Consider the following 22296-nt stretch of genomic DNA (forward strand, 5'->3'; position numbering starts at 1 on the left):
AGCCGATCACGAGCGCACGTTCCTAACGTCACGGGGACGATGTCGACCGACGAAAGGCAGACTGTGGGCGTACGACGCGGTGAGAGGCACGAGCACGATCTCGGCCTCGCACACGATATGAAGGTTCTGGTGTCCCGGCGCCGCGCCCTGTTCTTCCTCGGGGCGACGGCGGGCGCGGCGGCGGTCGTGGGCGGCTGCGCGACGGGATCGGACGAGACGGCGGCCACGACCTCCGGCACCGGATCAGCGACCACCGCGCGATCCGGCGACATCGCCGCCGCGCCACAGGAGACCGCGGGACCGTATCCGGGCGATGGGTCCAACGGACCCAACGTCCTCATCGAGTCGGGTGTGGTGCGCAGCGACATCACCACCTCGTTCGGTTCGTATTCCGGTGTCGCGCTGGGTGTTGCGATGACGCTCGAGTTGACGCTGCGCGATCTGGCGAACAGCGGGGCGGCTGGAGCGGGCATGGCGGTGTACGTCTGGCATTGCGACCGGGACGGCAATTACTCGCTCTACAGCAGCGGTGTCACCGAGCAGAACTACCTGCGCGGCGTCCAGGTGGCCGACGGCGACGGCAAGGTGTCGTTCACGTCGATCTTCCCGGCTTGCTACTCGGGACGGTGGCCGCACATCCATTTCGAGGTCTACGACTCGCTCGAGACCGCGGTCGCCGGCCAGAACGCGCGACTGACCTCGCAGATCGCACTGCCGCAGAACACCTGCGAGGCGGTATTCGCCCACGACTCCGGTTACGCGCGCAGCGTGGCGAACCTTTCGCAAGTCACGCTCGCCTCCGACAACGTCTTCGGCGACGGCTGGGACGCGGAACTGGCCACGGTGTCGGGCGAGCCGTCCTCCGGGATGCGGGCCTCGCTCACCGTTGGCGTCGCCGAGCGATCACAGAACACCCGGTCGGACAACGGTTCCGGTGCCCAGCCCGGTGGACGCCCGCCCGGCGGCAGCGGAGGGCCCGGCGGCCGCCCACCGCGGTAGCCGGGCGGCCCGCGATCACGCGGTGGCGAGTTGCCTGGCCAGCGCCCAGATCACGAGGACGTCGATGGCGATCAGCACCAGCGCCCAGAACGGGTAGATCGACACGAACAGGAAGTTGTCCAGGATGCTGATTGCCGCCAGCCCGATACCGGCGAGAAAACCCCAGGTCCTGCCCGACACTACGCCGAGTGCCGCGCACACCGCCAGCACCCCGATCGTCACATGGATCCATCCCCAGGTGGCGACATCGACCAGAAACACCTGATCCTCGGTCACCAAGAAGACGTCGCGTCCCCCGATCGCCGCCATGGCCGTCAACAGATGCAGGACACCGGCGACGAGGATGAGCACGCCCGCGAAGATCGTCATGTCGCTGAGCACCGGACGGGTGGTGATCGGACTGGTCATGGCAACTCACTCCTTCCGAACACAGGGGACATCCTGCGCCCAACGTAGCCGCTCGCCCGGCCGGATCGGCGCAGGTGGACGGGTGGGTCCGTGGCCGCGCGGCAGCGGTGCGATCCCCGGATCGTCCCGCGGCGGTCGTGACTTCCGGCACGATCGACGCCTCGGCACGCCGGTGGCATGACGAATGGACGGATCCGGCAACGCTTTCGCGGCCGCGGGGCAACGAGCATCCGCCCCTGTGAGTCGCGTCGGCGGTCCACCGATACCAGCTCCCCGGACACCGTATGGCAAACATTCGGCGATCGATTCGTGCGCCGGTGCCGATGTGGCCGCCCGGGGGTGCGTGCCGCACAATGGGTGGCCGCGCGCGGCGCGTCCCCGCGTTCTTTCCCAGGTGGGACACCGGTCGCGGCGACACAAGGTGTTGTGCTGAGCGGAGATGTCACCCCCAAGGAGTAGTGTCCCGGGGGTAGGAATTCCGTGACGGCAGCGTGCTCGGGAAAGGCGTGGAGGCAGGATGAAACTGATCGATCGGGTGTCGGCCATCAACTGGAATCGGGTGCCCGACGAAAAGGACGCCGAGGTCTGGGACCGGCTGACCGGCAACTTCTGGCTGCCGGAGAAGGTGCCGGTCTCCAACGACATTCCGTCGTGGAACACCCTCACCGCCGACGAGAAGCAGCTGACCATGCGGGTCTTCACCGGCCTCACCCTGCTGGACACCATCCAGGGCACGGTCGGCGCGGTGAGCCTGATCCCGGACGCGCTGACCCCGCACGAAGAGGCGGTGCTGACCAACATCGCGTTCATGGAGTCGGTGCATGCCAAGAGCTACAGCTCGATCTTCTCCACGCTGTGCTCCACCCGCGAGATCGATGAGGCGTTCCGCTGGTCGGAGGAGAACCGCAACCTCCAGCGCAAGGCCGAGATCGTGCTGGGGTACTACAACGGAGACGATCCGCTCAAGCGCAAGGTCGCCTCCACACTGCTGGAGAGTTTCCTGTTCTACTCCGGCTTCTACCTGCCGATGCACTGGTCGTCGCGGGCCAAGCTCACCAACACCGCCGATATGATCCGGCTGATCATCCGCGACGAAGCCGTCCACGGTTACTACATCGGCTACAAGTACCAGAAGGGCTTGGAGCTGGCCTCTCCAGCCGAGCGCGCCGAGCTCAAGGACTACACCTTCGAGCTGCTGTTCGAGCTCTACGACAACGAGGTCGAATACACCCAGGACCTCTACGACGAGGTCGGCCTCACCGAGGACGTCAAGAAGTTCCTGCGCTACAACGCCAACAAGGCGCTGATGAACCTCGGCTACGAGGGCCTGTTCCCCAAGGACGAAACCGAGGTCAACCCCGCCATCCTCTCGGCGCTGTCCCCCAACGCCGACGAGAACCACGACTTCTTCTCCGGCTCCGGCTCGAGCTACGTCATCGGCAAGGCCGTGAACACCGAGGACGAGGACTGGGAGTTCTGAACGACCGCCACGATGCGACGCGGCGGCGGACCGGTCCGCCGCCGCGACCCGTTCGGCACACCCCGGGCTGACCCTTTCACGAAACGGTCGACATCGATCCCGATACGAAGCCGGCTCCCGGCGCGGAATCCCTTCGGGGTCCGCGCATTCGGACCTTCAGATTCCCAGCACCAGTTTCGCCGTGGTGAAGTAGATGATCAGGCCGGTGGCGTCGACCAGGGTGGTGACCATCGGCGCGGACACGACTGCCGGGTCGATGCGCAGCTTCTTGGCCAGCAGCGGCATGGTGCCGCCGATGGTGGCGGCCCAGCCGCAGATCAGGATCAGGGTGATCCCGACGACCAGAGCGATGCGCGGGCCGACGAACAGGGCGCCGATCGCCAGGCCCACCGAGGCCAGCAGCGAACCGAGCACCAGGCCGACCCGGCATTCCCGCCAGATCACCTTCAGCAGGTCCGACGCCCGGACCTCGCCGACCGCGACCGCGCGCACACAGGCGGTGGCGGCCTGCGCGCCCGCGTTGCCGCCCGCGCCGATGAGCAGCGGGATGAACAGCGCGAGGTGCGCGGCCTGCTGCAAGGTGCCCTCGAAGAAGTCGGTCACGCTCACCGTCAGGGTCGCCGCGAACAGCAACAGCAGCAGCCACAGCGCGCGATAGCGGGCCAGCTGGAACACCCCGGCGGCCATGTAGTGGCCCTCCCACGGCGCGGAACCCGCCTGCAGCGCGACGTCCTCGCTGTCGGCGGCCTCGATCACCTCGACCGCGTCATCGATGGTCAGCAGCCCGACCAGCCGGTCCTCGCTGTCCACCACCGGCAGGTTGATGTCGTTGGTCTCGCGCATCAACCGGGCGGCCTTCTCCGCGGAATCGGTGGCGCGAGCGAAGGCGGGCTCGGTGACGACCAGCTCCGACACCATCGTCTCGGGCTTGCTGAGCACCAGCTCGCGCAGTTCGACGATGCCGGTCAGCCGCCTGCCCCCGTCGACGACGGGCAGCGTGTACACCGTCTCGGCGTTGGCGCCTTTGGCTCGCACCATGGCGAGCGCCGCGGCCACGGTGAGGTCGCGCGGCAGCGCAACCACCTCCGGCGTCATGTATTGACCGGCGGAGCCCTCCGGGTAGCCGAGCAGGCTCGCGGTCATCCGCCGCTCGCGCGGGCTCAGCCCGGCCAGCGCCTTCTTGGCGACCTTGGCAGGCGCTTCGCGCAGCATGCGGGCGCGGTCGTCGGGCGCCATGCCCTCGACCAGGTCGCGGAAGCTCTGATCACGCAGCCCCTGCAGGATCTGCTGCTGGTCCACCGGCTCGAGCTCCTCGAAGACGGCCAGCGCCAGGTCTTTGTCGAGCAGGCGGAACGCCATCCCGGCCCGCACCGCGTCCATGCGGGCGAGCTGATCGGCGATGACGTGCGGCGGATGGTTGCCGAGCCAGTCCAACGCGGCGTCCACGCGTCGGGTTTCGACGATGTCCTGGAGGGATTCGGACAGCGTCGGACGTACTTCGATGATGTCGGTCTGCGACATGGGAGGACCTCAGCACATGCGTGAGTGAACAGAGAACGCGAAAATTCACACCGCGGGCGCCGGCCCCTGCCGTCGCGACCTGATCAGGAATGCGAAGGGGCGGCGCCGCGCGGCCTTCGACTGGGAGGTTCGCTGCGCATCGCTACCCCACCTCCCTCTCGTCGTCGCCGCGGATCTCGGATATCCGCACCATTCGGATCAACATCTCGCGGACGCGAAACGTCCTCGTGCAGCTTACATCGCTTCGCAGACAATGATCGCCTTCGAGCGGGCGTTGTGACCGAACCGGCTTTCGCGCACCGCTCACGCGGACCATCGGGAGCGCAAGTTTGGACGCACCCGGCGTAGAACTGTTGCTCCCACGCTTGGGAACCGGGACAGTATGAGCCGAGCAGGCCCCGGACCCGGCAAGGTCACCGGAGCAGGCCCACGCCTCAGCACAGCTCACGGAAGTCTCGAAGTGTCGACAGCAACAGCACTGATCCGCCGTCGGGCGGTCGACTTCATGCGCGTTCCGCACGGAATCTGTTGCCGCTGACGTAGCGCGGCCACCGGTCCCGACCGGATCCGCGTGGTCATCAACCGCCGCTGCTTCCGCCGCGGTGTCGCCGCATGCCGAGCATCCCCCCGCACGGTGTCTTCTCGTCTTCGAAAGTACGAACAATGCCTCTCCCCCTATCCTCCCGGCGCGTCGCCCGCGCTCTCTCCGCCGCCGCAACGGTGCTCACCGGCCTGTCCGTGCTCACCGGATGCGGTGAGTCCGCTCCCGCCAGAACCGCCGACGGCAAGACCGTGCTCCGCTACCAAGGAAGCACCGGGCAGGTGAACCCCTTCGAACTGGCCGACGACCTCGGTTACTTCACGAAGATCAGCTTGCGGTGGGAGGGCGACACCACCAGTGGCCCGGCCAGCATCCAGGCCGCGGCCACGAATCAGGTCGAGGTCGGCAGTGCGTTCAACGGTGCGGTGGTGAAGCTGATCGCGGGAGGGGCGAAAGTCACCTCCGTGCTCAGTTCCTATGGCGCGGACGAGGAGTCGTTCACCGGCTATTACGTGCGTGACGACTCCGGCATCACCTCGGCACGCGATCTGATCGGCAAGAAGGTCGCCGTCAACACTCTCGGCGCACACCATGAGTTCATCACCAGGGAGTGGCTGCATCGGCAGGGCCTGTCCGACGACGAGATCAAGCAGGTGGAACTGGTCGTCGTGCCACCGGCCAACACCGAGGACGCGGTGCGCAAGGGGCAGGTCGACGTCGGCGCCTTGGGCAGCGTCTTCCGGGACACCGCCCTGCAACGCGGCGGCATCCATCCGCTGTACACCGACAAGGCCATCTTCGGCACCTTCGGCTACGGCACGTATGTCTTCCGTGACGACTACATCGCCAAGAATTCCGAAGCGGTGGAGGACTTCGTGCAAGGCACCGCGCGCGCGATCCGCTGGTTGCAGGTGACGCCCCGTGACCAGGTGCGCGAGCGGTTCGTCCAGATCATCGGCAAGCGCGGCCGCAACGAGAACACCAGCTTGGTGCCGTACTGGCTCAGCTCCGGCATTCCGGCGCCGGGCGCGGTGGTCGCGGAGAAGGAACTGCAGATCTGGATCGACTGGCTGGTGCGCAACGGCGAACTGCCGGACGGCAAGTTGAAGGCCGCGGATCTGTACACCAACGAGTTCAACCCGTACGCCAACGGCAGATATCAACCGGAGGCCGGGCCGACCGGAGAGGCGGTGGCCGCGAAATGACCACGGCGACAAAACTATCGCTGACCGCGGTGGGCAAGCAGTTCGCGGTGCGCGGCTCGCACGAGCGGCTCACCGCGATCGAGGACATCTCGCTGGAGCTGCGCGAGGGCGAGTTCCTGGTGCTGGTCGGCCCGAGCGGGTCGGGCAAGTCCACCCTGCTGGACCTGCTCGGCGGGCTGAGCAAGCCGACCTCCGGTGAGATCCTGCTGGACGGCAAGCCGATCACCGGGCCAGGCCTGGATCGCGGGATCGTCTTCCAGCAGTACGCGCTGCTGCCCTGGCGGACCGCCCGCGCCAACATCGAATTCGGCTTGGAAGCAAAAGGGTTGCGCCGCAAGGCGCGCCGCGAGCTCGCCGAGCACTACCTGGAGCTGGTCGGCCTCTCCGGTTTCGGCGACCGCTACCCGCACGAACTGTCGGGCGGCATGAAGCAACGCGTCGCGATCGCGCGCAGTCTCGCGTTCGATCCCGAGGTGCTGCTGATGGACGAGCCGTTCGCCGCGCTCGACGCGCAGACCAGGGAGTCGTTGCAGGACGAGCTGTTGCGCATCTGGCGGGCCACCGGCAAGACCGTCCTTTTCATCACCCACGGCATCGACGAGGCGGTATACCTCGGCCAGCGGGTGGCCGTGCTGACCTCACGACCCGGCCGGGTCAAGGCCGTGGTCGAGGTCGAGATCGACCGGGACGCCGCCGACGACATCCGCTCCTCCGAACGCTTCCGCGACTACCGCCACGAGATCTGGACGCTGCTGCACAGCGAGGTCCAGCGGGCCGCGAGCCTGGAACGGGAGTCCCTGTCGGACCGCACCGCCGACATCGAATCCACCACCGAGAGGACGGCCCATGTCTAGTGCCATACAGCTGAGCGAGCGGCCGGTGCGGGAGAAGCCGGCCGCGCCCACCCGGCCCGCCTCGACGCCCCGGGTGAAGGCGGCGTCCGCCCCGCTGACCCGAGCCGTCCGGATCGCGAGCCGCTTCGCCTGGCGGGTGTTCAAACCGACGTTCGTGATCGCGCTGTTCTTGCTGCTGTGGCAGATCGCCCCGGCCCTCGGGCTGGTGGACGAGGTGTTCCTGCCGCCGTTCTCGGTGGTCGCCCAGGCGTTCGCCGATTTGGTGGTGAGCGGGGAGATGTGGACACACATCTCCGCGAGCCTGAATCGTTCGCTGGTCGGGTATTCGCTCGCGTTGGCCGCGGGCATTCCGGTGGGCATCTCGATCGCCTGGTACAAGCCGGTGGCGGACTTCCTGAACCCGATCCTCGAACTGTTCCGCAACACCGCGGCGCTGGCGTTGCTCCCGGTGTTCCTGCTGATCCTCGGCATCGGTGAGACCTCGAAGGTCGCCATCGTCGTCTACGCGAGTTTCTTCCCGATTCTGCTGAACACCATCACCGGCGTGCGCACCGTGGATCCGTTGCTCGTCAAATCCGCCGCTTCCCTGGGATTTTCGCCGCTGCGCCTGTTCCAGAAGGTGATCCTGCCCGCGGCGCTGCCGTCCATCTTCACCGGTCTGCGGATGGCCGCCGCCAGTTCGATCCTGGTACTGCTCGCCGCGGAGATGTTCGGGGCCAGAGCCGGTCTCGGCTATCTGATCACCGCCGCGCAGCAGAACTTCGCGATACCGAACATGTACGCGGGCATCCTCGCCATCTCGCTGCTCGGTCTCGGGTTCAACGGCCTGCTGGTCGCCCTCGAACGACGCCTCTCGCGGTGGCGCGCCCCGGCGAACGGCTGACCATGACCGCCCGGTTCCAGGATCGTCGCATCCGGAAGGGGTCGCCGTGCGGGCGCTGACCAAACGGCGCGTTGTCGACTTCATGCGGGTGTGCGGCAGCGCTTGTCACCTTGCCGGACACCCGCTTCTCCGGTCTACACCGGCCCGATCCTCTATTCCGAAGTGAGTTCTCCCGATGACCGCCGTACACGAAACCCCTCTCTCGATCGCCACCGATAACGCGGTGCACGTCGCTCCCGTCGCCGGTTACCTCGGCGCCGACGTCTCCGGCGTCGATCTGCGCGAGCCGCTGACCGACCAGCAGGTCGCGGCCATCACCGACGCGCTGCACACCTACAAGGTGCTGTTCTTCCGTGATCAGCACATCGACCACGCTCAGCAGATAGCCTTCTCCCGCCGGTTCGGCGCGGTCACGCCGTCGCACCCGTACGATGACGACGCGCCCACCGATCACCCCGAGATCCTCGCGGTCGACAGCCGGCTGTACGAGAAGCGCTTCGGTGTGCGGAAATTCAGCTACACCAACCACTGGCACACCGATGTCTCCGCGCTGATCAACCCGCCCGCGGCCTCGATCCTGCGCGCCGAGATCGCCCCGGAACGCGGCGGCGACACCGGCTGGACGAACCTCGTCGCCGCCTACGAGAACCTGCCGGAGTCGCTCCAGCGTTTCGTCGAAGGGCTGCGCGCCGAACACCGGTTCGGCGGCAGCAGGCCGGTCTGGGATGCCGACAGCGACTACGCGAAGAAGGTCGCGGCCGCGCCGCTGGTCACCGAGCATCCGGTCGTCCGGGTGCACCCGGTGACTGGCGAACGGGCCCTGTTCGTCAACCCCGGCTTCACCACCAGGATCGTCGGACTCGCCCCGCATCAGAGCGACGCCGTGCTGAAACTGCTGTTCGACGAAGTGACCAACCCGGCCTACACGGTGCGGTTCCGCTGGCAGAAGGGCAGCATCGCGTTCTGGGACAACCGCGTCACCGCGCACCTCGCGCCGAGCGATCTCGACCACCTCGACGTCACCCGGGTGCTGTACCGCACCACACTCGAGGGCGACATCCCGGTCGGCGTGGACGGTGAGCCGTCGAAGTCCATCGCCGGAGCGAAGTTCACCGGCGCGTAGGAACCGGACAGGCGGAATCGGCCGGGTACCGCGCAGGACGCCCGGCCGATTCGCGCCGTCACGACATGTGCGAGCCGACCAGAACTACGGCCGGCCGACTCGGGAACCGCTGCCAGGGGAATCATGCGGTACTCGGCCGTCACGGCGAGCTTCTCGAACTGCCGAAAGCCTGCTCGACCGGGCTCATCGACAGGCACCAGGCCGCCCACTGGGCTACGGGTGCACCGGCGGCGTCGGATCTGTCGTCGCCAGCACGGCTCGCTCCACCTCGTCCCAGGTCGGGACGTGGAGCACCCACTCGGGAATCGGCTCCGGCTGCACGCCGAACAGCAACCGGTACGGCACCAGATCACGCAGCACGCGGTGCACGTCGAGGCGGTCGTCGATCATGTGCGTGATGCCGAGTTCGGCGCAGTGCACCGCCTTGTCCCCCCGGGCACGGCAGAAGCGCACATTGTCGCGGGCGATCCCGGTCCGGTCGTAGAAGTCGTGGTGGTCGAGCCACTGCCGGGTGCGCTGCTCGATCTCGGGGCCGCATTTGGAGATGACCCACGCGCGTCCCTCGAAGCGCTGCACCAAGCGCGTCAACACCTCGAAAGCGCCCGGGCTGGGCGGGGTGCGCAGCGCCTGCTCGAGACCGCCGGAAAGAAACACCGTGTCCTCGTCCCCGGGCGCCATGGCCGCCCCTTGGATGACCCGGCCGAAATCGACGCCGAGCCGGGGCTGCCTTCCATCGTTGTGAAGTCTTTCGTTCATACAGTTCCAGCGTGCGGCATGCGCCCCGTCTCCCGCCAGCGGATTTCACCACAGGCGACCGGCGGCGCGGCCTGGTCCGCCGTGCGCGGAATTGGGTGCGTCGAGCGCCGAACGGTTGCCGGCGAGCGGCGCACTCGCGACAGTGGGAAGGAAAGCCGCGGCGCTCGCCGCGGCGGTTCGGGTACATATGAAGGAGATATTCGTGCGCTTCGGCATCTTCATTCCGCAGGGGTGGCGGCTCGATCTGGTCGGCATCGACCCAGCCGACCAGTGGGGGGTGATGCGAGACCTCGCCCAGCGCGCCGATGCGAACTCGACGTGGGAATCGCTGTGGGTGTACGACCACTTCCACACCGTTCCGGTCCCCACCGAAGAGGCCACGCACGAAGCATGGACGCTGATGTCGGCGTTCGCCGCCACCACCTCGCGCATCCGCCTGGGCCAGATGTGTACCGCGATCAGCTACCGCAACCCCGCCTACCTCGCCAAGGTGGCCGCGACGGTCGACCTCATCTCGGGCGGCCGTGTCGAGATGGGTATCGGCGGTGGCTGGTACGAACACGAGTGGCGCGCCTACGGCTACGGCTTCCCGTCCGCGGGCGAACGACTGGGCCGCCTCGACGAGGGTGTACAGATCTTCCGCCAGGCCTGGACCACCGGTTCGGCCACTCTCGACGGCAAGTACTACCAGGTCGACGGCGCTATCGTCCGTCCGCTTCCGTTGCAGGAGGACGGTATTCCGTTGTGGATCGCGGGCGGCGGGGAGAAGAAGACGCTGCGCATCGCCGCGAAATACGCCAAATACACCAACTTCAGCGGTGATCCCGACGAATTCGCGCACAAGTCCGAGGTGCTGCGCGCGCACTGCGCCGACGTCGGCAGCGACTTCGACGCTATCGTCCGCAGTTCGAACTTCAACGTCGCCATCGGCTCGACCCAGGCCGAAGTCGAGGATCGCCTCGCCGCGCTGACCGCACGCCTGACTCCCGTCATCGGCGCCGACTCGGCCGAGACCTACCTGGACATGCTGCACAGCAGCGGCGCCACGATCGGCACTCCCGAGCAGATCATCGAGAACCTACGCCGAGTTCGCGACCTCGGCCTCGGCTACGCCATCCTCAACTTTCCCGAAGCCGCCTACGACACCTCCGGCATCGAACTCTTCGAACGCGAAGTGATTCCCGCGTTGAGTTGATCGCCCACGAACAGGTCTTCCGAGCGGCCGAGCCCGCGAAATCCACGCTCGGCCGCGAGACCGGAGGCCGCCGACGCTCCGCGCGGGCGCGGCGAACAGCACAGTTCACCGTTTACGGGCGACCGCGCTCCAGCAGTTGACTTGCGAGTCGAGCCATGCCGGTGACGCGGTGGCCGGGCGCCACTGGTTGGCGACGACGATTCCCGGGTCCAGAAGTTCCAATCCGGTGAAGAACCGGGCGAATTCGTCCCGCGTGCGCGTCTGCGCATAGACCCCGCTCTGCCGATACACGTCGAGCGCATTGTCCATGATCTCGGGTTCGAGGTCGGCGGTGATATGCGAGACCACGAGGAACGAACCGGGCGCGAGGGCATCCAGCAACGTCTCGACGATGCCGTAGGGGTCCTGCTCGGCGGACAGGAAATGCAGCACCGCGACCAGGCTCAACGCCACCGGGCTCTTCAGGTCCAGGGTGTCGGCGAGTTCGGGCGCGGACAGGATCGCTCCCGGGTCCTTCAGGTCGGCGTCGATGTAAGCCGTGCGTCCCTCCGGCGTACCGGTGAGCAGCGCGCGGGCGTGGCTCAGCACGATCGGGTCGTTGTCCACGTAGACCACCCGCGCTTCGGGGCTCGGCGCCTGGGCCACCTGGTGCAGATTCGGTTCGGTGGGGATGCCGGTACCGATGTCGAGGAACTGCACCACACCCATCGCGGTGAGAGCGTTCACCGCGCGGTGCATGAAAAGCCGGTTCTGCCGAGCCGCGACACGAGCGGTGGGAAACGCCGCGATCACCTTCTCGGCCGCGTCCCGATCCACTTGGTAGTGGTCTTTCCCGCCCAGGACGTAGTCGTATATTCGGGCGCTGCTCGGCACGCTCGAGTCATGGATTGCCCTGAGCGGCTCACCGTTGCCGCCGAGATCGGTCATCGTCGTTCCCATCACTACCGGATCGCCTCTGCGCCAGCATATTCCAGATGCGGACCGGACACCGCACCACAACGGAGGCCCGGCATGGGAATAGGCCGCCGGGTGGCCCCCGGGCGGGAGGCCACCCTGTTCGCTACGCCGATCACAGCATGCAGGAGACGCAACCCTCGACTTCGGTTCCCTCCAGGGCCATCTGGCGCAGCCGGATGTAGTAGAGGGTCTTGATGCCCTTGCGCCAGGCGTAGATCTGGGCGCGGTTGAGATCGCGGGTGGTAGCGGAGTCCTTGAAGAACAGCGTCAGCGACAGGCCCTGGTCCACGTGCTGGGTGGCCGCGGCATAGGTGTCGATGATCTTCTCGTAGCCGATCTCGTAGGCGTCCTCGTAGTACTCGAGGTTGTCGTTGGTCATGTAGGGCGCCGGGTAGTAGACGCGCCCGATCTTGCCCTCCTTGCGGATCTCGATCTTCGACGCCACCGGGTGGATGGAGCTGGTGGAGTGGTTGATATAGGAGATCGACCCGGTCGGCGGGACCGCTTGCAGGTTCTGGTTGTAGATGCCGTGCTCCATGACCGAGGCCTTCAGCTCACGCCAGTCGTCCTGGGTCGGGATGTGCACGCCCGCGTCGGCGAACAACTGGCGGACGCGATCGGTCTTCGGCTCCCACGTCCGATCGGTGTACTTGTCGAAATACTCGCCGCTGGCGTACTTCGATTCGGGGAAGCCGCCGAAGTAGGTACCGCGCTCGATCGCGATCCGGTTCGACGCCCGGATCGCGTGGTAGACCACGGTGTAGAAGTAGATGTCGGTGAAGTCGATGCCCTCTTCGGACCCGTAGTGGATCCGTTCCCGCGCCAGGTAGCCGTGCAGGTTCATCTGTCCGAGACCGATGGCGTGCGAGGAGTTGTTGCCCTGTTCGATGGACGGCACCGAGTAGATGTGGGTCTGGTCCGACACCGCGGTCAACGCCCGGATGGCCACCTCGATGGTCTGTGCGAAGTCCGGTGAGTCCATCGTCTTGGCGATGTTCAGCGACCCGAGGTTGCAGGAGATGTCCTTGCCCACCTTGGCGTAGGACAGGTCGTCGTTGAACTCCGAGGGCGTGGAGACCTGCAAGATCTCCGAGCACAGGTTGGAGTGGGTGATCTTGCCCGCGATCGGGTTGGCCCGGTTCACCGTGTCCTCGAACATGATGTACGGGTAACCGGACTCGAACTGCAACTCGGCGATGGTCTGGAAGAACTCGCGCGCCTTGATCTTCGACTTGCGGATGCGCTTGTCGTCGACCATCTCGTAGTACTTCTCGGTGACGTCGATGTCGGCGAACGGCTTGCCGTAGATGCGCTCCACGTCATAGGGCGAGAACAGGTACATGTCCTCGTTCTTCTTGGCCAGCTCGAAGGTGATGTCCGGGATGACCACGCCCAGCGAGAGCGTCTTGATGCGGATCTTCTCGTCCGCGTTCTCCCGCTTGGTGTCCAGGAACCGGTAGATGTCCGGGTGGTGCGCGTGCAGGTACACCGCGCCCGCGCCCTGACGCGCGCCGAGCTGGTTGGCGTAGGAGAACGAGTCCTCGAGCAGCTTCATGATCGGGATGACGCCCGAGCTCTGGTTCTCGATCTTCTTGATCGGCGCACCGTGCTCGCGAATGTTGCTCAGCAGCAGAGCGACACCGCCGCCACGCTTGGACAGCTGCAGCGCGGAGTTGATCGAGCGCCCGATGGACTCCATGTTGTCCTCGATGCGAAGGAGAAAGCAATTGTGGACGACGGCGCCGCGAATCGTGTAGGTGTGCGTGCGCTCCACGTGGAGGTTGTACACCTTATCGGGAGCGTACTCGGTGCGCTCGATCGCTCGGACACCGTACACGTGGCGGCCGTGAACGACCTGGTATGTTGTGCGCTTCGTGCCTTTTCGCCCGGTGTAGTTGTACAGGTTCTTGCCGATGTCGAAGATGAACTCTTCATTGGTGCCGGGCAGGCCGGGCACGAATATCTGCCCGGTTGGGTTCCCGGCCTGATTGAGGTAGCTGCGGACCACCGACACGATGCCCAGGCGCCGCAGAATCAGCTGTACCTGATCGATCAGCTCGGGATTGACCAGATCGAGCACCATTCCACCGCTGGTGCTGCATCCGTCGCCACGGAAGAGGCCGGCTACCAGGCCACGCAGGAAATCTTCGTCGGCGGTCATCACTTCGTGTGACAGCCGCTTGGTCGCGTAGCCCGTGCCGGCCAGCGACAGCATCAACGATGCGACGACCTTGCTGTTGCATACCATTCGGGTGGAGTGGTCGGAATGGTTGGTGTGCAGGGTCAACTCGGCCCCGAACACCTGCTTGAAGGCCATGCCCAACTCGACGTGGTACTCGGCTTCGTGCGCGCCGAGAGTGAAGTGAACGCCGTTCGGCGCGACCCCGTCCACACCCGAGCGCTTGGACACATGTCCTTCGGCAAGGTACCAACCGAGGATCAGGCCGAACTCGTAGGACTCCTCGACATACCGGTTGACCGCTACGAAATTCTGGTTGTACCGCTGCTTGTTCCGATGCTTGGCGTCCACATTCACTTTACGAATCAGCCCGTCGACCTCCTCGTAGCGGCCCGCCCCGACGACGTCCATCAGATCGAAAACGCGGCGGTCACGCGTGTCGAGCGGAGCGGTCGTCACGATGAAATCGGACGGGTGCACATCCTGAGCCGCCAACCATACGAAACCGTTGAACGGGTCGGCACCGTCGCCATCGATCAGGGTTTCGACGTCACGGGTGGTCCAGACCAGGATCGGATGCTCCGGGGTGCACCGGATCGGCTCCTTGTGCCCGAAGTGCGAAATCGAGACCAGCGCCTGATCGTTCGGGTTCTCGATGAGCTTCTCGACTACCGCGTACGAGCCGTCGTGCGACAGCACACGGTCGCCCGGGCGCAGGCTCTCGATCGGGCGGGGGCCCTCGCTGGTGTCCACCGGGGTACCGGCGGGGAAGCACGACACCGGCTCGCCGCGCTGCTTCTTGCCCGAGTTCAGGAAGGTCGGGGTGGCCGGCTGGAAGCGGCCCTCGATGATCTCGTCGACCAGTTTGCCCGCCAGCGCCTCGTCACCGGCGGCGAGGGTGAGCGCCACCATGCACACCCGGTCCTCGAACCGCTCCAGGTAGCGCTTGCCGTCGAAGGTCTTCAGCGTGTAGGAGGTGTAGTACTTGAAGGCGCCGAGGAAGGTCGGGAACCGGAACTTCTTGGCGTAGGCCTGCTTGAACAGTTTCTTGATGAACTCGCGGCTGTACTGGTCGAGTACCTCTGCCTCGTAGTAGTTCTCCTCGACCAGGTAGTCCAGCTTCTCGTCCAGATTGTGGAAGAAGACGGTGTTCTGGTTGACGTGCTGCAGGAAGTACTGGTTGGCGGCCTCACGGTCTTTGTCGAACTGGATCTCGCCGTCCGGACCGTACAGGTTCAGCATGGCGTTGAGGGCGTGGTAGTCGAGGACCTCGCCCGCTTCGGCGCCGCGGACCGGGGGCTGCTCTAAGCGAGCTGTTTTTCCGGCCGGTGCTGTCGTTGCTGTTGCCAAAACAATCCCAATCCCTCTCGGACGCGTTCGACGTCCTCAGCGGTTCCCATGAGTTCGAAGCGATACAGGTACGGCACCCCGCACTTGCGTGCGATCAGCTCGCCCGCGTAGCAGAAGGTGTCGCCGAAGTTCGTGTTGCCCGCCGCGATGACACCGCGCAGCAGGGCGCGGTTGTGCGGATCGTTGAGGAACTTGGCGACCTGCCGCGGTAGGAAATCCTTATCGGATCGGTCGCCCCCCAGCACGTGCCGACCGCCCCCATAGGTGGGGACGATCAGCACGTACGGTTCCTCTACGCGCAGCGAGTCGGCGGTGTGCAGTGGTATGCGAGTCGCCGGGAGTCCCAGCTTCTCGACGAAGCGATGCGTGTTCTCCGAAGCGCTGGAGAAGTAGACCAGCGCCGTCGTCTCCGACATGGTCGCCTTCCTTCTTCTCGGGAGTGCCGCGCGGCGGACCACCCGGCGCTCGCCCCTCGGATGAACAGGAAGCTGCGCAGGCTTCAGGCCGCCACGGTCGCGAGCGACTTGATGCGGTCGGGCCGGAAGCCCGACCAGTGATCGTCCCCCGCCACCACGACCGGCGCCTGCAAGTACCCGAGGGCCATGACGTAGTCACGCGCCTCGTCGTTCTCCGAGATGTCGATGACCTCGTAGTCCACCCCGGCCTTGTCGAGGGCCTTGTAGGTGGCGTTGCACTGGACGCAAGCGGGCTTGGTGTACACGGTGACGGTCATTGATGTCCCTCTCTCCTTGTGCCTGATCCACAGCCTGAGATCCGTATGCATGCACGATCGACGTATGCTGCGCAAACTCCTGGAGCCGGACCCGAATCCCCTGATCAGCCACGCGTGGCCGACCTCTGATGAGCGGGGCCTCTCACCGTCTTCCAGTAGCGAAGACACTACACCTAGTGGCCGACAGATTCCTACAACACGACATGTAGCGAGTCACATCGGTGAAATTCCATCGAGAGAAGTACCAGGACGCTCGATTCACCCCCGCATCAAACAGTGGCGCAGATCACTGATCGGCGCTTCAGCTTACTTTCAGCAACCCCCCAGGCGTGCGAAGAGGGCCACCGCCGCGCAGGCCACGGTGACCCTCGTTCGAAACCGGAGATGGAGCTTACACCGACGCCAGTTCGCCGCGCGTGGCCTCGACCAGTTCGCGCACGGTGCCGGCCAGCTGGGTCAGCGCCTCGGCATCGTCGCGCGGATGCGCGGCGCCGAACCGCTCGCCGATGACGCCGAAGTGCAGATGCGCGGACTCGACCACCCGCGCACCCGCTACGCCGAGCGCCTTGACCGCGTCGCCGTGCGCCCACTGCGCCGCGTTCGGGCTGATCGACGCGCTCACCACGGCGGTGGGCTTGCCCTTGATGGCGCCCGCGCCGTAGGGGCGAGAGGCCCAGTCGATCGCGTTCTTCAACACCGCCGACAGCGTGCCGTTGTACTCCGGGGTCACCACCAGCAGGCCGTCCGCCTCGGCGACCGCGTCGCGCAGCGCCTGAGCGGCCACGGGAACCGAACCGGGCACGTCGATGTCCTCGTTGTAGAACGGGATGTCGGCGAGTCCGTCGTAGAGGGTGACCTCGACACCCTCCGGCGCGGTATGTGCGGCGGCCTCGGCCAGCCGCCGGTTGACCGAGGCGGCACGCAGGCTACCGACGAGTGCAAGAATGCGGGTCTGACTCATGACGACTCCTGGTGTACTGAATGAGGTGGTGTCCGTACGTTCATCACACACTAACCGGACCATGGTCCGATTACTTCCCGCGGAGTCTGCGTGAGCGCTGTGAACTACCCCACACCCGACGCGTCGCCATCCGGCGTACGTGGGCTGCTCGACGTCGGTGCGCCGCTGCCCGGCACGTCGGGGCCCGCCGAACGCGCCGACGCGGCGCGCAACCGCCGCCTGTTGCTGGACGCGGCGCAGCAGCTGGTGCGTGAACAGGGCGTCGACAGCCTCACCATGGACGCGCTGGCCAAACGCGCCGGGGTCGGCAAGGGCACGGTATTCCGCCGGTTCGGCAACCGGTCCGGCCTGATGCTCGCGCTGCTGGACCACTCCGAGCAGAAGTTCCAGGAGGCGTTCATCTTCGGGCCGCCGCCGCTCGGCCCGGGCGCACACCCGGTGGAACGACTGGTCGCCTTCGGTCGAGCCCGGCTGCTGGACATCGAAGTGGAAGGCGAACTGCATCGCGCCGCCGAGATCGGCGAGGCCGGTGACCGCTATTCCGGCGGGCCGTACGGATTGCTGCGCGCGCATGTCGCGATGCTGCTGCGGCAGGCCGACGTGACTGGAGACGTCCCGCTGCTCGCCGACGGACTGCTGGCGATGATGGGCGCGGCGCTGGTAATACACCAGATGCAGGTTCTCGGCTATACCCGCGAGCAGATCGGCGACAACTGGGAGAGCGTCGTTCGGCGCGTCGTCGCCCGGTGAAACGCCTATAGACTCGGGCGCCATGGGGAACCTGCGCGAACAGATCATCAGTGAATTGGGCGTCCGGCCGACGATCGAACCGAAGGACGAGGTACGACGCCGCGTCGATTTCCTCAAGGACTATCTGAACGCCACCCCCGCACGAGGTTTCGTTCTGGGCATCAGCGGTGGGCAGGACAGCGCGCTGGCAGGCCGGCTGTGCCAGCTCGCGGTCGAGGAACTGCGCGCCGACGGCGTGGACGCCACCTTCCTCGCCGTCCGGCTGCCCTACGGCGTGCAGGCCGACGAGGCGGACGCGCGAATCGCGGTGCGGTTCATCCAGCCCGACCGCGAAGTCGTGGTGAACATCCGGCCCAGCGCGAACGCCGCGGCCGCCGAGACGGCGACCGCGTTGCAGGTCCACGAACTGCGGGACTTCGTGCGCGGCAACATCAAAGCGCGCGAACGCATGGTGATCCAGTACGCGCTGGCCGGACAGGAGAACCTGCTCGTGGTCGGCACCGACCACGCGGCCGAGGCGGTCACCGGATTCTTCACCAAGTACGGTGACGGTGGCGTCGACCTCACTCCGCTCACCGGCCTCACCAAGCGTCAGGGCGCCGCGCTGCTCCAAGAACTCGGCGCACCGGCCAGCATCTGGTCCAAGGTGCCCACCGCCGATCTGGAGGACGACCGCCCCGCCCTGCCCGACGAGGAGGCGCTCGGCCTGCGCTACAGCGAGATCGATGACTACCTGGAGGGCAAAGAGGTCACTCCGGAGGTCGCCGAGCGGCTGGAGAGCATCTTCCGCGGCACCCGGCACAAGCGCACTGTCCCGGTGACTCCGCTGGACACCTGGTGGCGCTAGAGGCCTAGCGAGCCGCCTCGCTCTCGGCGAGACGGCGAGCCAGGAACCGCCGCGCTTGATCGTTGCGCGCCAGTGCCAACGCCACGCGGTAGTTCGCCGCGGCCTCCCGCCACCGGCCGCTGCGTCGCAGCAGGTCGGCGCGGGTCGCGGGGACCAAGTGCGATCCGGCCAGCCGCGGATCGTCGGCGACCTCGTCGAGGGCGGCCAAACCCGCGTCGAATCCGCGGGAGAATCCCACGGCCACGGCGCGGTTCACCGACACCGCCGGTGACGGGGCCAGCCGCAGCAGTTCGTCGTATTCCGCGGCGATCGAGTGCCAGTCGGTCCGCGCCCAACTCGGCGCTGTCGCATGCGCGGCGGCGATGCGCGCCTGCACCAGGTACGGGCCGCTGCCCTCGGCTTCGGCGGACCGCAGGCACGCCAGCCCCGCCCGCACCATCGCGTGGTCCCACCGCGACCGATCCTGTTCCTCCAGTGGCACCGATTCCCCGTCGTCGCGCCGACGCTGCTCCCGGCGGCTGTCCTGCAACAGCATCAGCGCCAGCAGCGCCCGCGCCTCGGGTTCCCCTGGAAGCAACTCGCACAGCAGCCTGCCGAGCCGGATCGCCTCGTCGCACAGCTCGTCGCGCACCGCGGTGGGACCCGAAGTGGCGGAATACCCTTCGGTGAACACCAGATACACGCACGCCAGCACACCCGGCACCCGCTCCGGCATCAGGTGCGCGGGCGGAACCCGCAGCGGGATGCCCGCCTGCCGGATCTTCGCCTTCGCACGCGTGAGCCGTTGCGCCACCGTGTGTTCCGGTTGCAGGAAGGCACGCGCGATCTCGGCCGTCCGTAACCCGCACACCAGGCGCAGCGTCAGGGCCACCTGCGAGGGTCGCGCCAGTGCCGGATGGCAACAGGCGAAGATCATCCGCAGCTGGTCGTCCGGCACCGGTGACACCTCGTTCTCCTCGCTCGGCGTCCGGGTCAGGACCGCGTCGTATTCCTTGGCCGCCCGCGCCGACTCGCGCCGCAGCCGGTCCAGCGCTCGATTGCGGGCGGCCGTGGTGATCCACGCCCCCGGGTTCGACGGCAGCCCGCGCTCCGGCCAGGTGCGCACGGCGTCGGCGAATGCCTCCTGCACGGCGTCCTCGGCCAGTCCGATGTCGCCGACGGTCCTGGCCACCGTCGCCAGAGCCCGGCCGAACTCGGCGCGGTAGACGGCGTCGATCGTCGCGGCCTGCCCCGTCCGCACGTCAGTCGCCCAAGTCCACGACCCGGCGCAGCTCGGTGCGCCCGCGCTCGCCGAGCGGGATGGCCGCCGCGATCCGCACCGCCTGCTCCCGGTCCGGCGCGGCGAACAGGTACAGCCCGTCGACCACCTCGGCCGACTCCGCGTACGGACCATCGGTGAGCAGCAGCTTCCCGTCGCGCACCCGCACCGTGGTCGCCGAGGACGGCGGTTGCAGCGCCCCGCCACCGCGGAGGGCCGCCGCGTGCTTCTCACCGAACCGCTCATGGTCGGCGACCGCGTCGTCCCACTCCGGGCTGCCCGGCGCGATCACCGCGTCCGGCACTTCCCACAGCAGCGCCAACCACCAATCCGCGCGCGGGGTGTCGTGGGGCGACCACATCACCATGGGGCGCACCTCGACCGCTCCGTCCTCGGCGGCGGGCACCTGACGCGCCAGCCGGATGGCCTCGTCCAGGTCGGCGGCCTCGAAGACGTAGAACCCGCCGACGACCTCGGCCTGCTCCGCGAACGGGCCGTCGGTGACGAGCGTCCGACCGTCGGCCCGCCGGATGTGCAGCGCGTCGGCGGAGGGGTACAGCGCCACGCCGCCCGCGACCGCCGCGGCCTCGCGTTCCTCGAACGCCGCGTACTTCGCCACCTCCGCGTCGAACTCCGGGGTGCCGGGCCGGACCCCGGGGCCGTCTTCACGTCCTACCAGTGTCGCCAGGTAGTGCATAACGTCATCCTTCCTCGCAGCGAGGGGCTCGGATACCCCTTCTACTCGGACGACGAAACGCGCGGGCCGATCTCTACACTTCGCCCGGAGAAATCCCGCGCGGCCTCAGCGGACTCGCCCGCCGTTCGCCTGGGCGGTCGCGCAGCAGATCGCGGATCAACTCGACATAGATCCGCTCCGGCGCGGAAACGCAGGCACCCTCTGCCCATGTCGTGTCCTGCCGAGCGGTCGGCGAAGGCCTTTATCCCGCCCCAGCGCCTATCCGCCCGCGAAGGGTGGCAGGACGTCGACACTCGGGCTGAGCGCGGCCGTGGGGTCGCGGGTGAGTTCGTCGCCGATCAGGTAGGCGCACACCGACAGCATCTTCTCCAGGTCCGTGCCGTAGGTCGCCGACAGGGCGGCCCGCAGGTCGGCCACCGTGGCTCCGGCCGGGAGATCGAGGGTTTCGCTGTCCTTGCCGACGGCGTCGGCGATCGCGGCGAAATAGCGGATCTCAACCACCGATGGCTCCCATCGTCCGCTCCGGAGGAACGAAGCCTTCGGCGTCGATCCCGTGACCTGCCCACTTGTCCCACATCGCGCCGCGCCAGAGGGTCGCGACCTCCTCGTCGCCCGCGCCGGAGCGCAGCGCCTGGCGCAGGTCGAATTCCTGGTCGCTGAACAGACAGGAGCGCAGCATGCCGTCGGCGGTGAGCCGGGTGCGGTCGCAGGTGTCGCAGAACTTGCGGGTCACGGTCGCGATGATGCCCACGGTGCCGGGCCCGCCGTCGACCAGCCACTTCTCCGCGGGAGCCGACGGGTCGGCGCGGCCGACCTCGGTGAGTTCGAACCGGGCGCCCAGTACGTCGAGCAGTTCGGCGGCGGTGACCATGTTGGCGCGGGCCCACTCGTGGTCGGCGTCGAGCGGCATCTCCTCGATGAAACGCAGCTCACAGCTCTCGTCCAGGCACCAGCGCAGCAGATCCGGTGCTCCGGCGAGGGTTTGGCGCATCAGGACGGCGTTGACCTTGATCGGGGCCAGCCCAGCGGCCCGGGCGGCACGGATGCCCGCGAACACCGATTCGAGGCGGTCGCGGCGCGTCAGCCGCGCGAAACCGGCCCGGTCCACCGTGTCCAGCGACACGTTCACCCGGCGCAGGCCCGCGGCGGCGAGGCCGCGCGCGCGGTGTTCGAGCCCGATACCGTTGGTCGTCATCGCCAACGGGATGTGCGGCACCTCGGCATGGCACCCGGAGATGATCTGTTCCAGGTCGCGGCGCATCAGCGGCTCACCCCCGGTGAAGCGGACCTCACGCACCCCCAGATCCCGCACCGCGAGGCGCACCAGCCGAACGATCTCCTCCACCGTGAGCAGTTCGTGCCGCGGAATCTCCGGCAGCCCCTCCTCGGGCATGCAGTAGGTACAGCGCAGCGAGCACTTCTCGGTGATGGATACGCGTAGGTCGCGGGCGACGCGTCCGAAACGATCCAGCAAGTAAGGGATATCGGGCCGGCCGGCGAGCGAGGGACGCCCGGAACGCACGGCGGGAATCCCGATCTCGACCAGAGTCACACGTCCATTATGACCGCCTGTCCCGATTCGTCTGCGGGCGGAATGGC

Annotated in this window: 20 protein-coding genes and 3 pseudogenes; 9 read left to right on the forward strand and 14 right to left on the reverse strand. The window is 67.2% G+C overall.

From position 1 onward, the window contains the following. Nucleotides 1-39 precede the first annotated feature (39 nt). Complete coding sequence (locus tag GVY39_RS03445; protein ID WP_159921225.1) at nt 40-999, forward strand: dioxygenase; 960 nt, start codon at nt 40-42, stop codon at nt 997-999. A gap of 15 nt (nt 1000-1014) precedes the next feature. On the opposite strand, the gene GVY39_RS03450 is transcribed toward GVY39_RS03445, so the two are convergent. After that, nucleotides 1015-1407 (reverse strand): hypothetical protein, encoded by a 393-nt coding sequence (locus GVY39_RS03450; protein WP_159921223.1) that lies wholly within the window; start codon nt 1405-1407, stop codon nt 1015-1017. 517 nt (nt 1408-1924) lie between these two features. On the opposite strand from GVY39_RS03450, the gene nrdF reads away from it, so the two are divergent. Further along, nucleotides 1925-2887 (forward strand): class 1b ribonucleoside-diphosphate reductase subunit beta, encoded by a 963-nt coding sequence (nrdF, locus tag GVY39_RS03455; RefSeq protein WP_159921221.1) that lies wholly within the window; start codon nt 1925-1927, stop codon nt 2885-2887. A 156-nt stretch (nt 2888-3043) separates the two neighbouring features. Here the strand turns inward: nrdF and mgtE are convergent, their stop codons facing one another. Further along, nucleotides 3044-4408, reverse strand: a complete 1365-nt coding sequence (mgtE, locus tag GVY39_RS03460) for a magnesium transporter (RefSeq protein WP_159921219.1) — start codon at nt 4406-4408, stop codon at nt 3044-3046. 663 nt (nt 4409-5071) lie between these two features. Here mgtE and GVY39_RS03465 point away from each other — a divergent pair. From GVY39_RS03465 to GVY39_RS03480, 4 genes are all read left to right on the forward strand, one after another. Next, nucleotides 5072-6154, forward strand: coding sequence for an ABC transporter substrate-binding protein (locus GVY39_RS03465; RefSeq protein ID WP_159921217.1), 1083 nt, complete (start codon nt 5072-5074; stop codon nt 6152-6154). Continuing rightward, on the forward strand, nt 6151-7008 hold the full coding sequence (locus tag GVY39_RS03470) for an ABC transporter ATP-binding protein (protein ID WP_159921215.1): 858 nt from the start codon (nt 6151-6153) through the stop codon (nt 7006-7008). The genes GVY39_RS03465 and GVY39_RS03470 overlap by 4 nt, the downstream gene beginning before the upstream one ends. Further along, nucleotides 7001-7891, forward strand: coding sequence for an ABC transporter permease (locus GVY39_RS03475; protein WP_159921213.1), 891 nt, complete (start codon nt 7001-7003; stop codon nt 7889-7891). Before GVY39_RS03470 ends, GVY39_RS03475 begins: the two co-directional genes overlap by 8 nt. Nucleotides 7892-8066: 175 nt before the next feature. Beyond that, entirely contained in the window at nt 8067-9014 is a 948-nt protein-coding gene (locus tag GVY39_RS03480; protein ID WP_159921211.1) for a TauD/TfdA family dioxygenase, read from the forward strand. A 213-nt stretch (nt 9015-9227) separates the two neighbouring features. On the opposite strand, the gene GVY39_RS03485 is transcribed toward GVY39_RS03480, so the two are convergent. After that, nucleotides 9228-9770, reverse strand: coding sequence for a hypothetical protein (locus GVY39_RS03485; RefSeq protein WP_195069340.1), 543 nt, complete (start codon nt 9768-9770; stop codon nt 9228-9230). A 202-nt stretch (nt 9771-9972) separates the two neighbouring features. On the opposite strand from GVY39_RS03485, the gene GVY39_RS03490 reads away from it, so the two are divergent. Then, the gene (locus GVY39_RS03490) at nt 9973-10965 is read left to right on the forward strand and encodes an LLM class F420-dependent oxidoreductase (RefSeq protein WP_159921209.1); all 993 of its coding nucleotides are present in this window, start codon (nt 9973-9975) and stop codon (nt 10963-10965) included. A gap of 105 nt (nt 10966-11070) precedes the next feature. On the opposite strand, the gene GVY39_RS03495 is transcribed toward GVY39_RS03490, so the two are convergent. The 7 genes and pseudogenes from GVY39_RS03495 to GVY39_RS03515 all read right to left on the reverse strand — a co-directional run bounded on the left by GVY39_RS03495 (nt 11071) and on the right by GVY39_RS03515 (nt 17145). Continuing rightward, nucleotides 11071-11892 carry an SAM-dependent methyltransferase gene (locus GVY39_RS03495; protein WP_159921207.1) on the reverse strand — a complete coding sequence of 274 codons (822 nt, stop codon included), beginning with the start codon at nt 11890-11892 and terminating at the stop codon, nt 11071-11073. 142 nt (nt 11893-12034) lie between these two features. Beyond that, a pseudogene (nrdE, locus tag GVY39_RS35170) lies at nt 12035-13651 on the reverse strand (class 1b ribonucleoside-diphosphate reductase subunit alpha); the annotation flags it as partial. Between the two features lie 24 nt (nt 13652-13675). Further along, a pseudogene (locus tag GVY39_RS35175) lies at nt 13676-14881 on the reverse strand (LAGLIDADG family homing endonuclease); the annotation flags it as partial. Continuing rightward, nucleotides 14870-15343 (reverse strand): annotated as a pseudogene (locus GVY39_RS35180) (ribonucleotide reductase N-terminal alpha domain-containing protein); the annotation flags it as partial. The pseudogenes GVY39_RS35180 and GVY39_RS35175, both read right to left, overlap by 12 nt. A gap of 62 nt (nt 15344-15405) precedes the next feature. Continuing rightward, entirely contained in the window at nt 15406-15867 is a 462-nt protein-coding gene (gene nrdI, locus GVY39_RS03505) for a class Ib ribonucleoside-diphosphate reductase assembly flavoprotein NrdI (RefSeq protein ID WP_159921205.1), read from the reverse strand. A gap of 83 nt (nt 15868-15950) precedes the next feature. Next, a complete protein-coding gene (locus GVY39_RS03510) occupies nt 15951-16184 on the reverse strand; it encodes a redoxin NrdH (protein ID WP_039799742.1) in 234 nt (77 codons plus the stop codon). A 391-nt stretch (nt 16185-16575) separates the two neighbouring features. After that, complete coding sequence (locus GVY39_RS03515) at nt 16576-17145, reverse strand: NAD(P)H-dependent oxidoreductase (RefSeq protein WP_159921203.1); 570 nt, start codon at nt 17143-17145, stop codon at nt 16576-16578. Nucleotides 17146-17289: 144 nt separating this feature from the next. Here GVY39_RS03515 and GVY39_RS03520 point away from each other — a divergent pair, with 144 nt between their 5' ends. Then, nucleotides 17290-17895, forward strand: coding sequence for a TetR/AcrR family transcriptional regulator (locus tag GVY39_RS03520; protein WP_159921344.1), 606 nt, complete (start codon nt 17290-17292; stop codon nt 17893-17895). Nucleotides 17896-17917: 22 nt separating this feature from the next. Next, nucleotides 17918-18742, forward strand: a complete 825-nt coding sequence (gene nadE / locus GVY39_RS03525; RefSeq protein WP_159921201.1) for an ammonia-dependent NAD(+) synthetase — start codon at nt 17918-17920, stop codon at nt 18740-18742. A 4-nt stretch (nt 18743-18746) separates the two neighbouring features. Here nadE and GVY39_RS03530 read toward each other — a convergent pair whose 3' ends face one another. The 4 genes from GVY39_RS03530 to moaA form a co-directional block, all read right to left on the reverse strand. After that, nucleotides 18747-19982, reverse strand: coding sequence for an RNA polymerase sigma factor (locus GVY39_RS03530; protein ID WP_159921199.1), 1236 nt, complete (start codon nt 19980-19982; stop codon nt 18747-18749). A 1-nt stretch (nt 19983) separates the two neighbouring features. Then, complete coding sequence (locus GVY39_RS03535) at nt 19984-20697, reverse strand: YciI family protein (protein WP_159921197.1); 714 nt, start codon at nt 20695-20697, stop codon at nt 19984-19986. Nucleotides 20698-20955: 258 nt separating this feature from the next. After that, a complete protein-coding gene (locus tag GVY39_RS03540; RefSeq protein ID WP_159921195.1) occupies nt 20956-21198 on the reverse strand; it encodes a MoaD/ThiS family protein in 243 nt (80 codons plus the stop codon). Further along, nucleotides 21191-22249, reverse strand: coding sequence for a GTP 3',8-cyclase MoaA (moaA, locus tag GVY39_RS03545; RefSeq protein WP_159921193.1), 1059 nt, complete (start codon nt 22247-22249; stop codon nt 21191-21193). Before moaA ends, GVY39_RS03540 begins: the two co-directional genes overlap by 8 nt. Nucleotides 22250-22296: the final 47 nt, after the last annotated feature.

The organism is Nocardia sp. CY15 (assembly GCF_009829295.1).
Classification (GTDB): domain Bacteria; phylum Actinomycetota; class Actinomycetes; order Mycobacteriales; family Mycobacteriaceae; genus Nocardia; species Nocardia sputi.

Coding starts and splice junctions, on each gene's coding strand:
- nrdI (WP_159921205.1), bottom strand. CDS start 15,867: ATGTCGGAGACGACGGCGCTGGTCTACTTCTCCAGCGCTTCGGAGAAC.
- GVY39_RS03480 (WP_159921211.1), top strand. CDS start 8,067: ATGACCGCCGTACACGAAACCCCTCTCTCGATCGCCACCGATAACGCG.
- GVY39_RS03485 (WP_195069340.1), bottom strand. CDS start 9,770: ATGAACGAAAGACTTCACAACGATGGAAGGCAGCCCCGGCTCGGCGTC.
- GVY39_RS03495 (WP_159921207.1), bottom strand. CDS start 11,892: ATGACCGATCTCGGCGGCAACGGTGAGCCGCTCAGGGCAATCCATGAC.
- GVY39_RS03510 (WP_039799742.1), bottom strand. CDS start 16,184: ATGACCGTCACCGTGTACACCAAGCCCGCTTGCGTCCAGTGCAACGCC.
- GVY39_RS03515 (WP_159921203.1), bottom strand. CDS start 17,145: ATGAGTCAGACCCGCATTCTTGCACTCGTCGGTAGCCTGCGTGCCGCC.
- GVY39_RS03470 (WP_159921215.1), top strand. CDS start 6,151: ATGACCACGGCGACAAAACTATCGCTGACCGCGGTGGGCAAGCAGTTC.
- mgtE (WP_159921219.1), bottom strand. CDS start 4,408: ATGTCGCAGACCGACATCATCGAAGTACGTCCGACGCTGTCCGAATCC.
- GVY39_RS03535 (WP_159921197.1), bottom strand. CDS start 20,697: ATGCACTACCTGGCGACACTGGTAGGACGTGAAGACGGCCCCGGGGTC.
- GVY39_RS03445 (WP_159921225.1), top strand. CDS start 40: ATGTCGACCGACGAAAGGCAGACTGTGGGCGTACGACGCGGTGAGAGG.
- GVY39_RS03465 (WP_159921217.1), top strand. CDS start 5,072: ATGCCTCTCCCCCTATCCTCCCGGCGCGTCGCCCGCGCTCTCTCCGCC.
- GVY39_RS03475 (WP_159921213.1), top strand. CDS start 7,001: ATGTCTAGTGCCATACAGCTGAGCGAGCGGCCGGTGCGGGAGAAGCCG.
- GVY39_RS03450 (WP_159921223.1), bottom strand. CDS start 1,407: ATGACCAGTCCGATCACCACCCGTCCGGTGCTCAGCGACATGACGATC.
- nrdF (WP_159921221.1), top strand. CDS start 1,925: ATGAAACTGATCGATCGGGTGTCGGCCATCAACTGGAATCGGGTGCCC.
- nadE (WP_159921201.1), top strand. CDS start 17,918: ATGGGGAACCTGCGCGAACAGATCATCAGTGAATTGGGCGTCCGGCCG.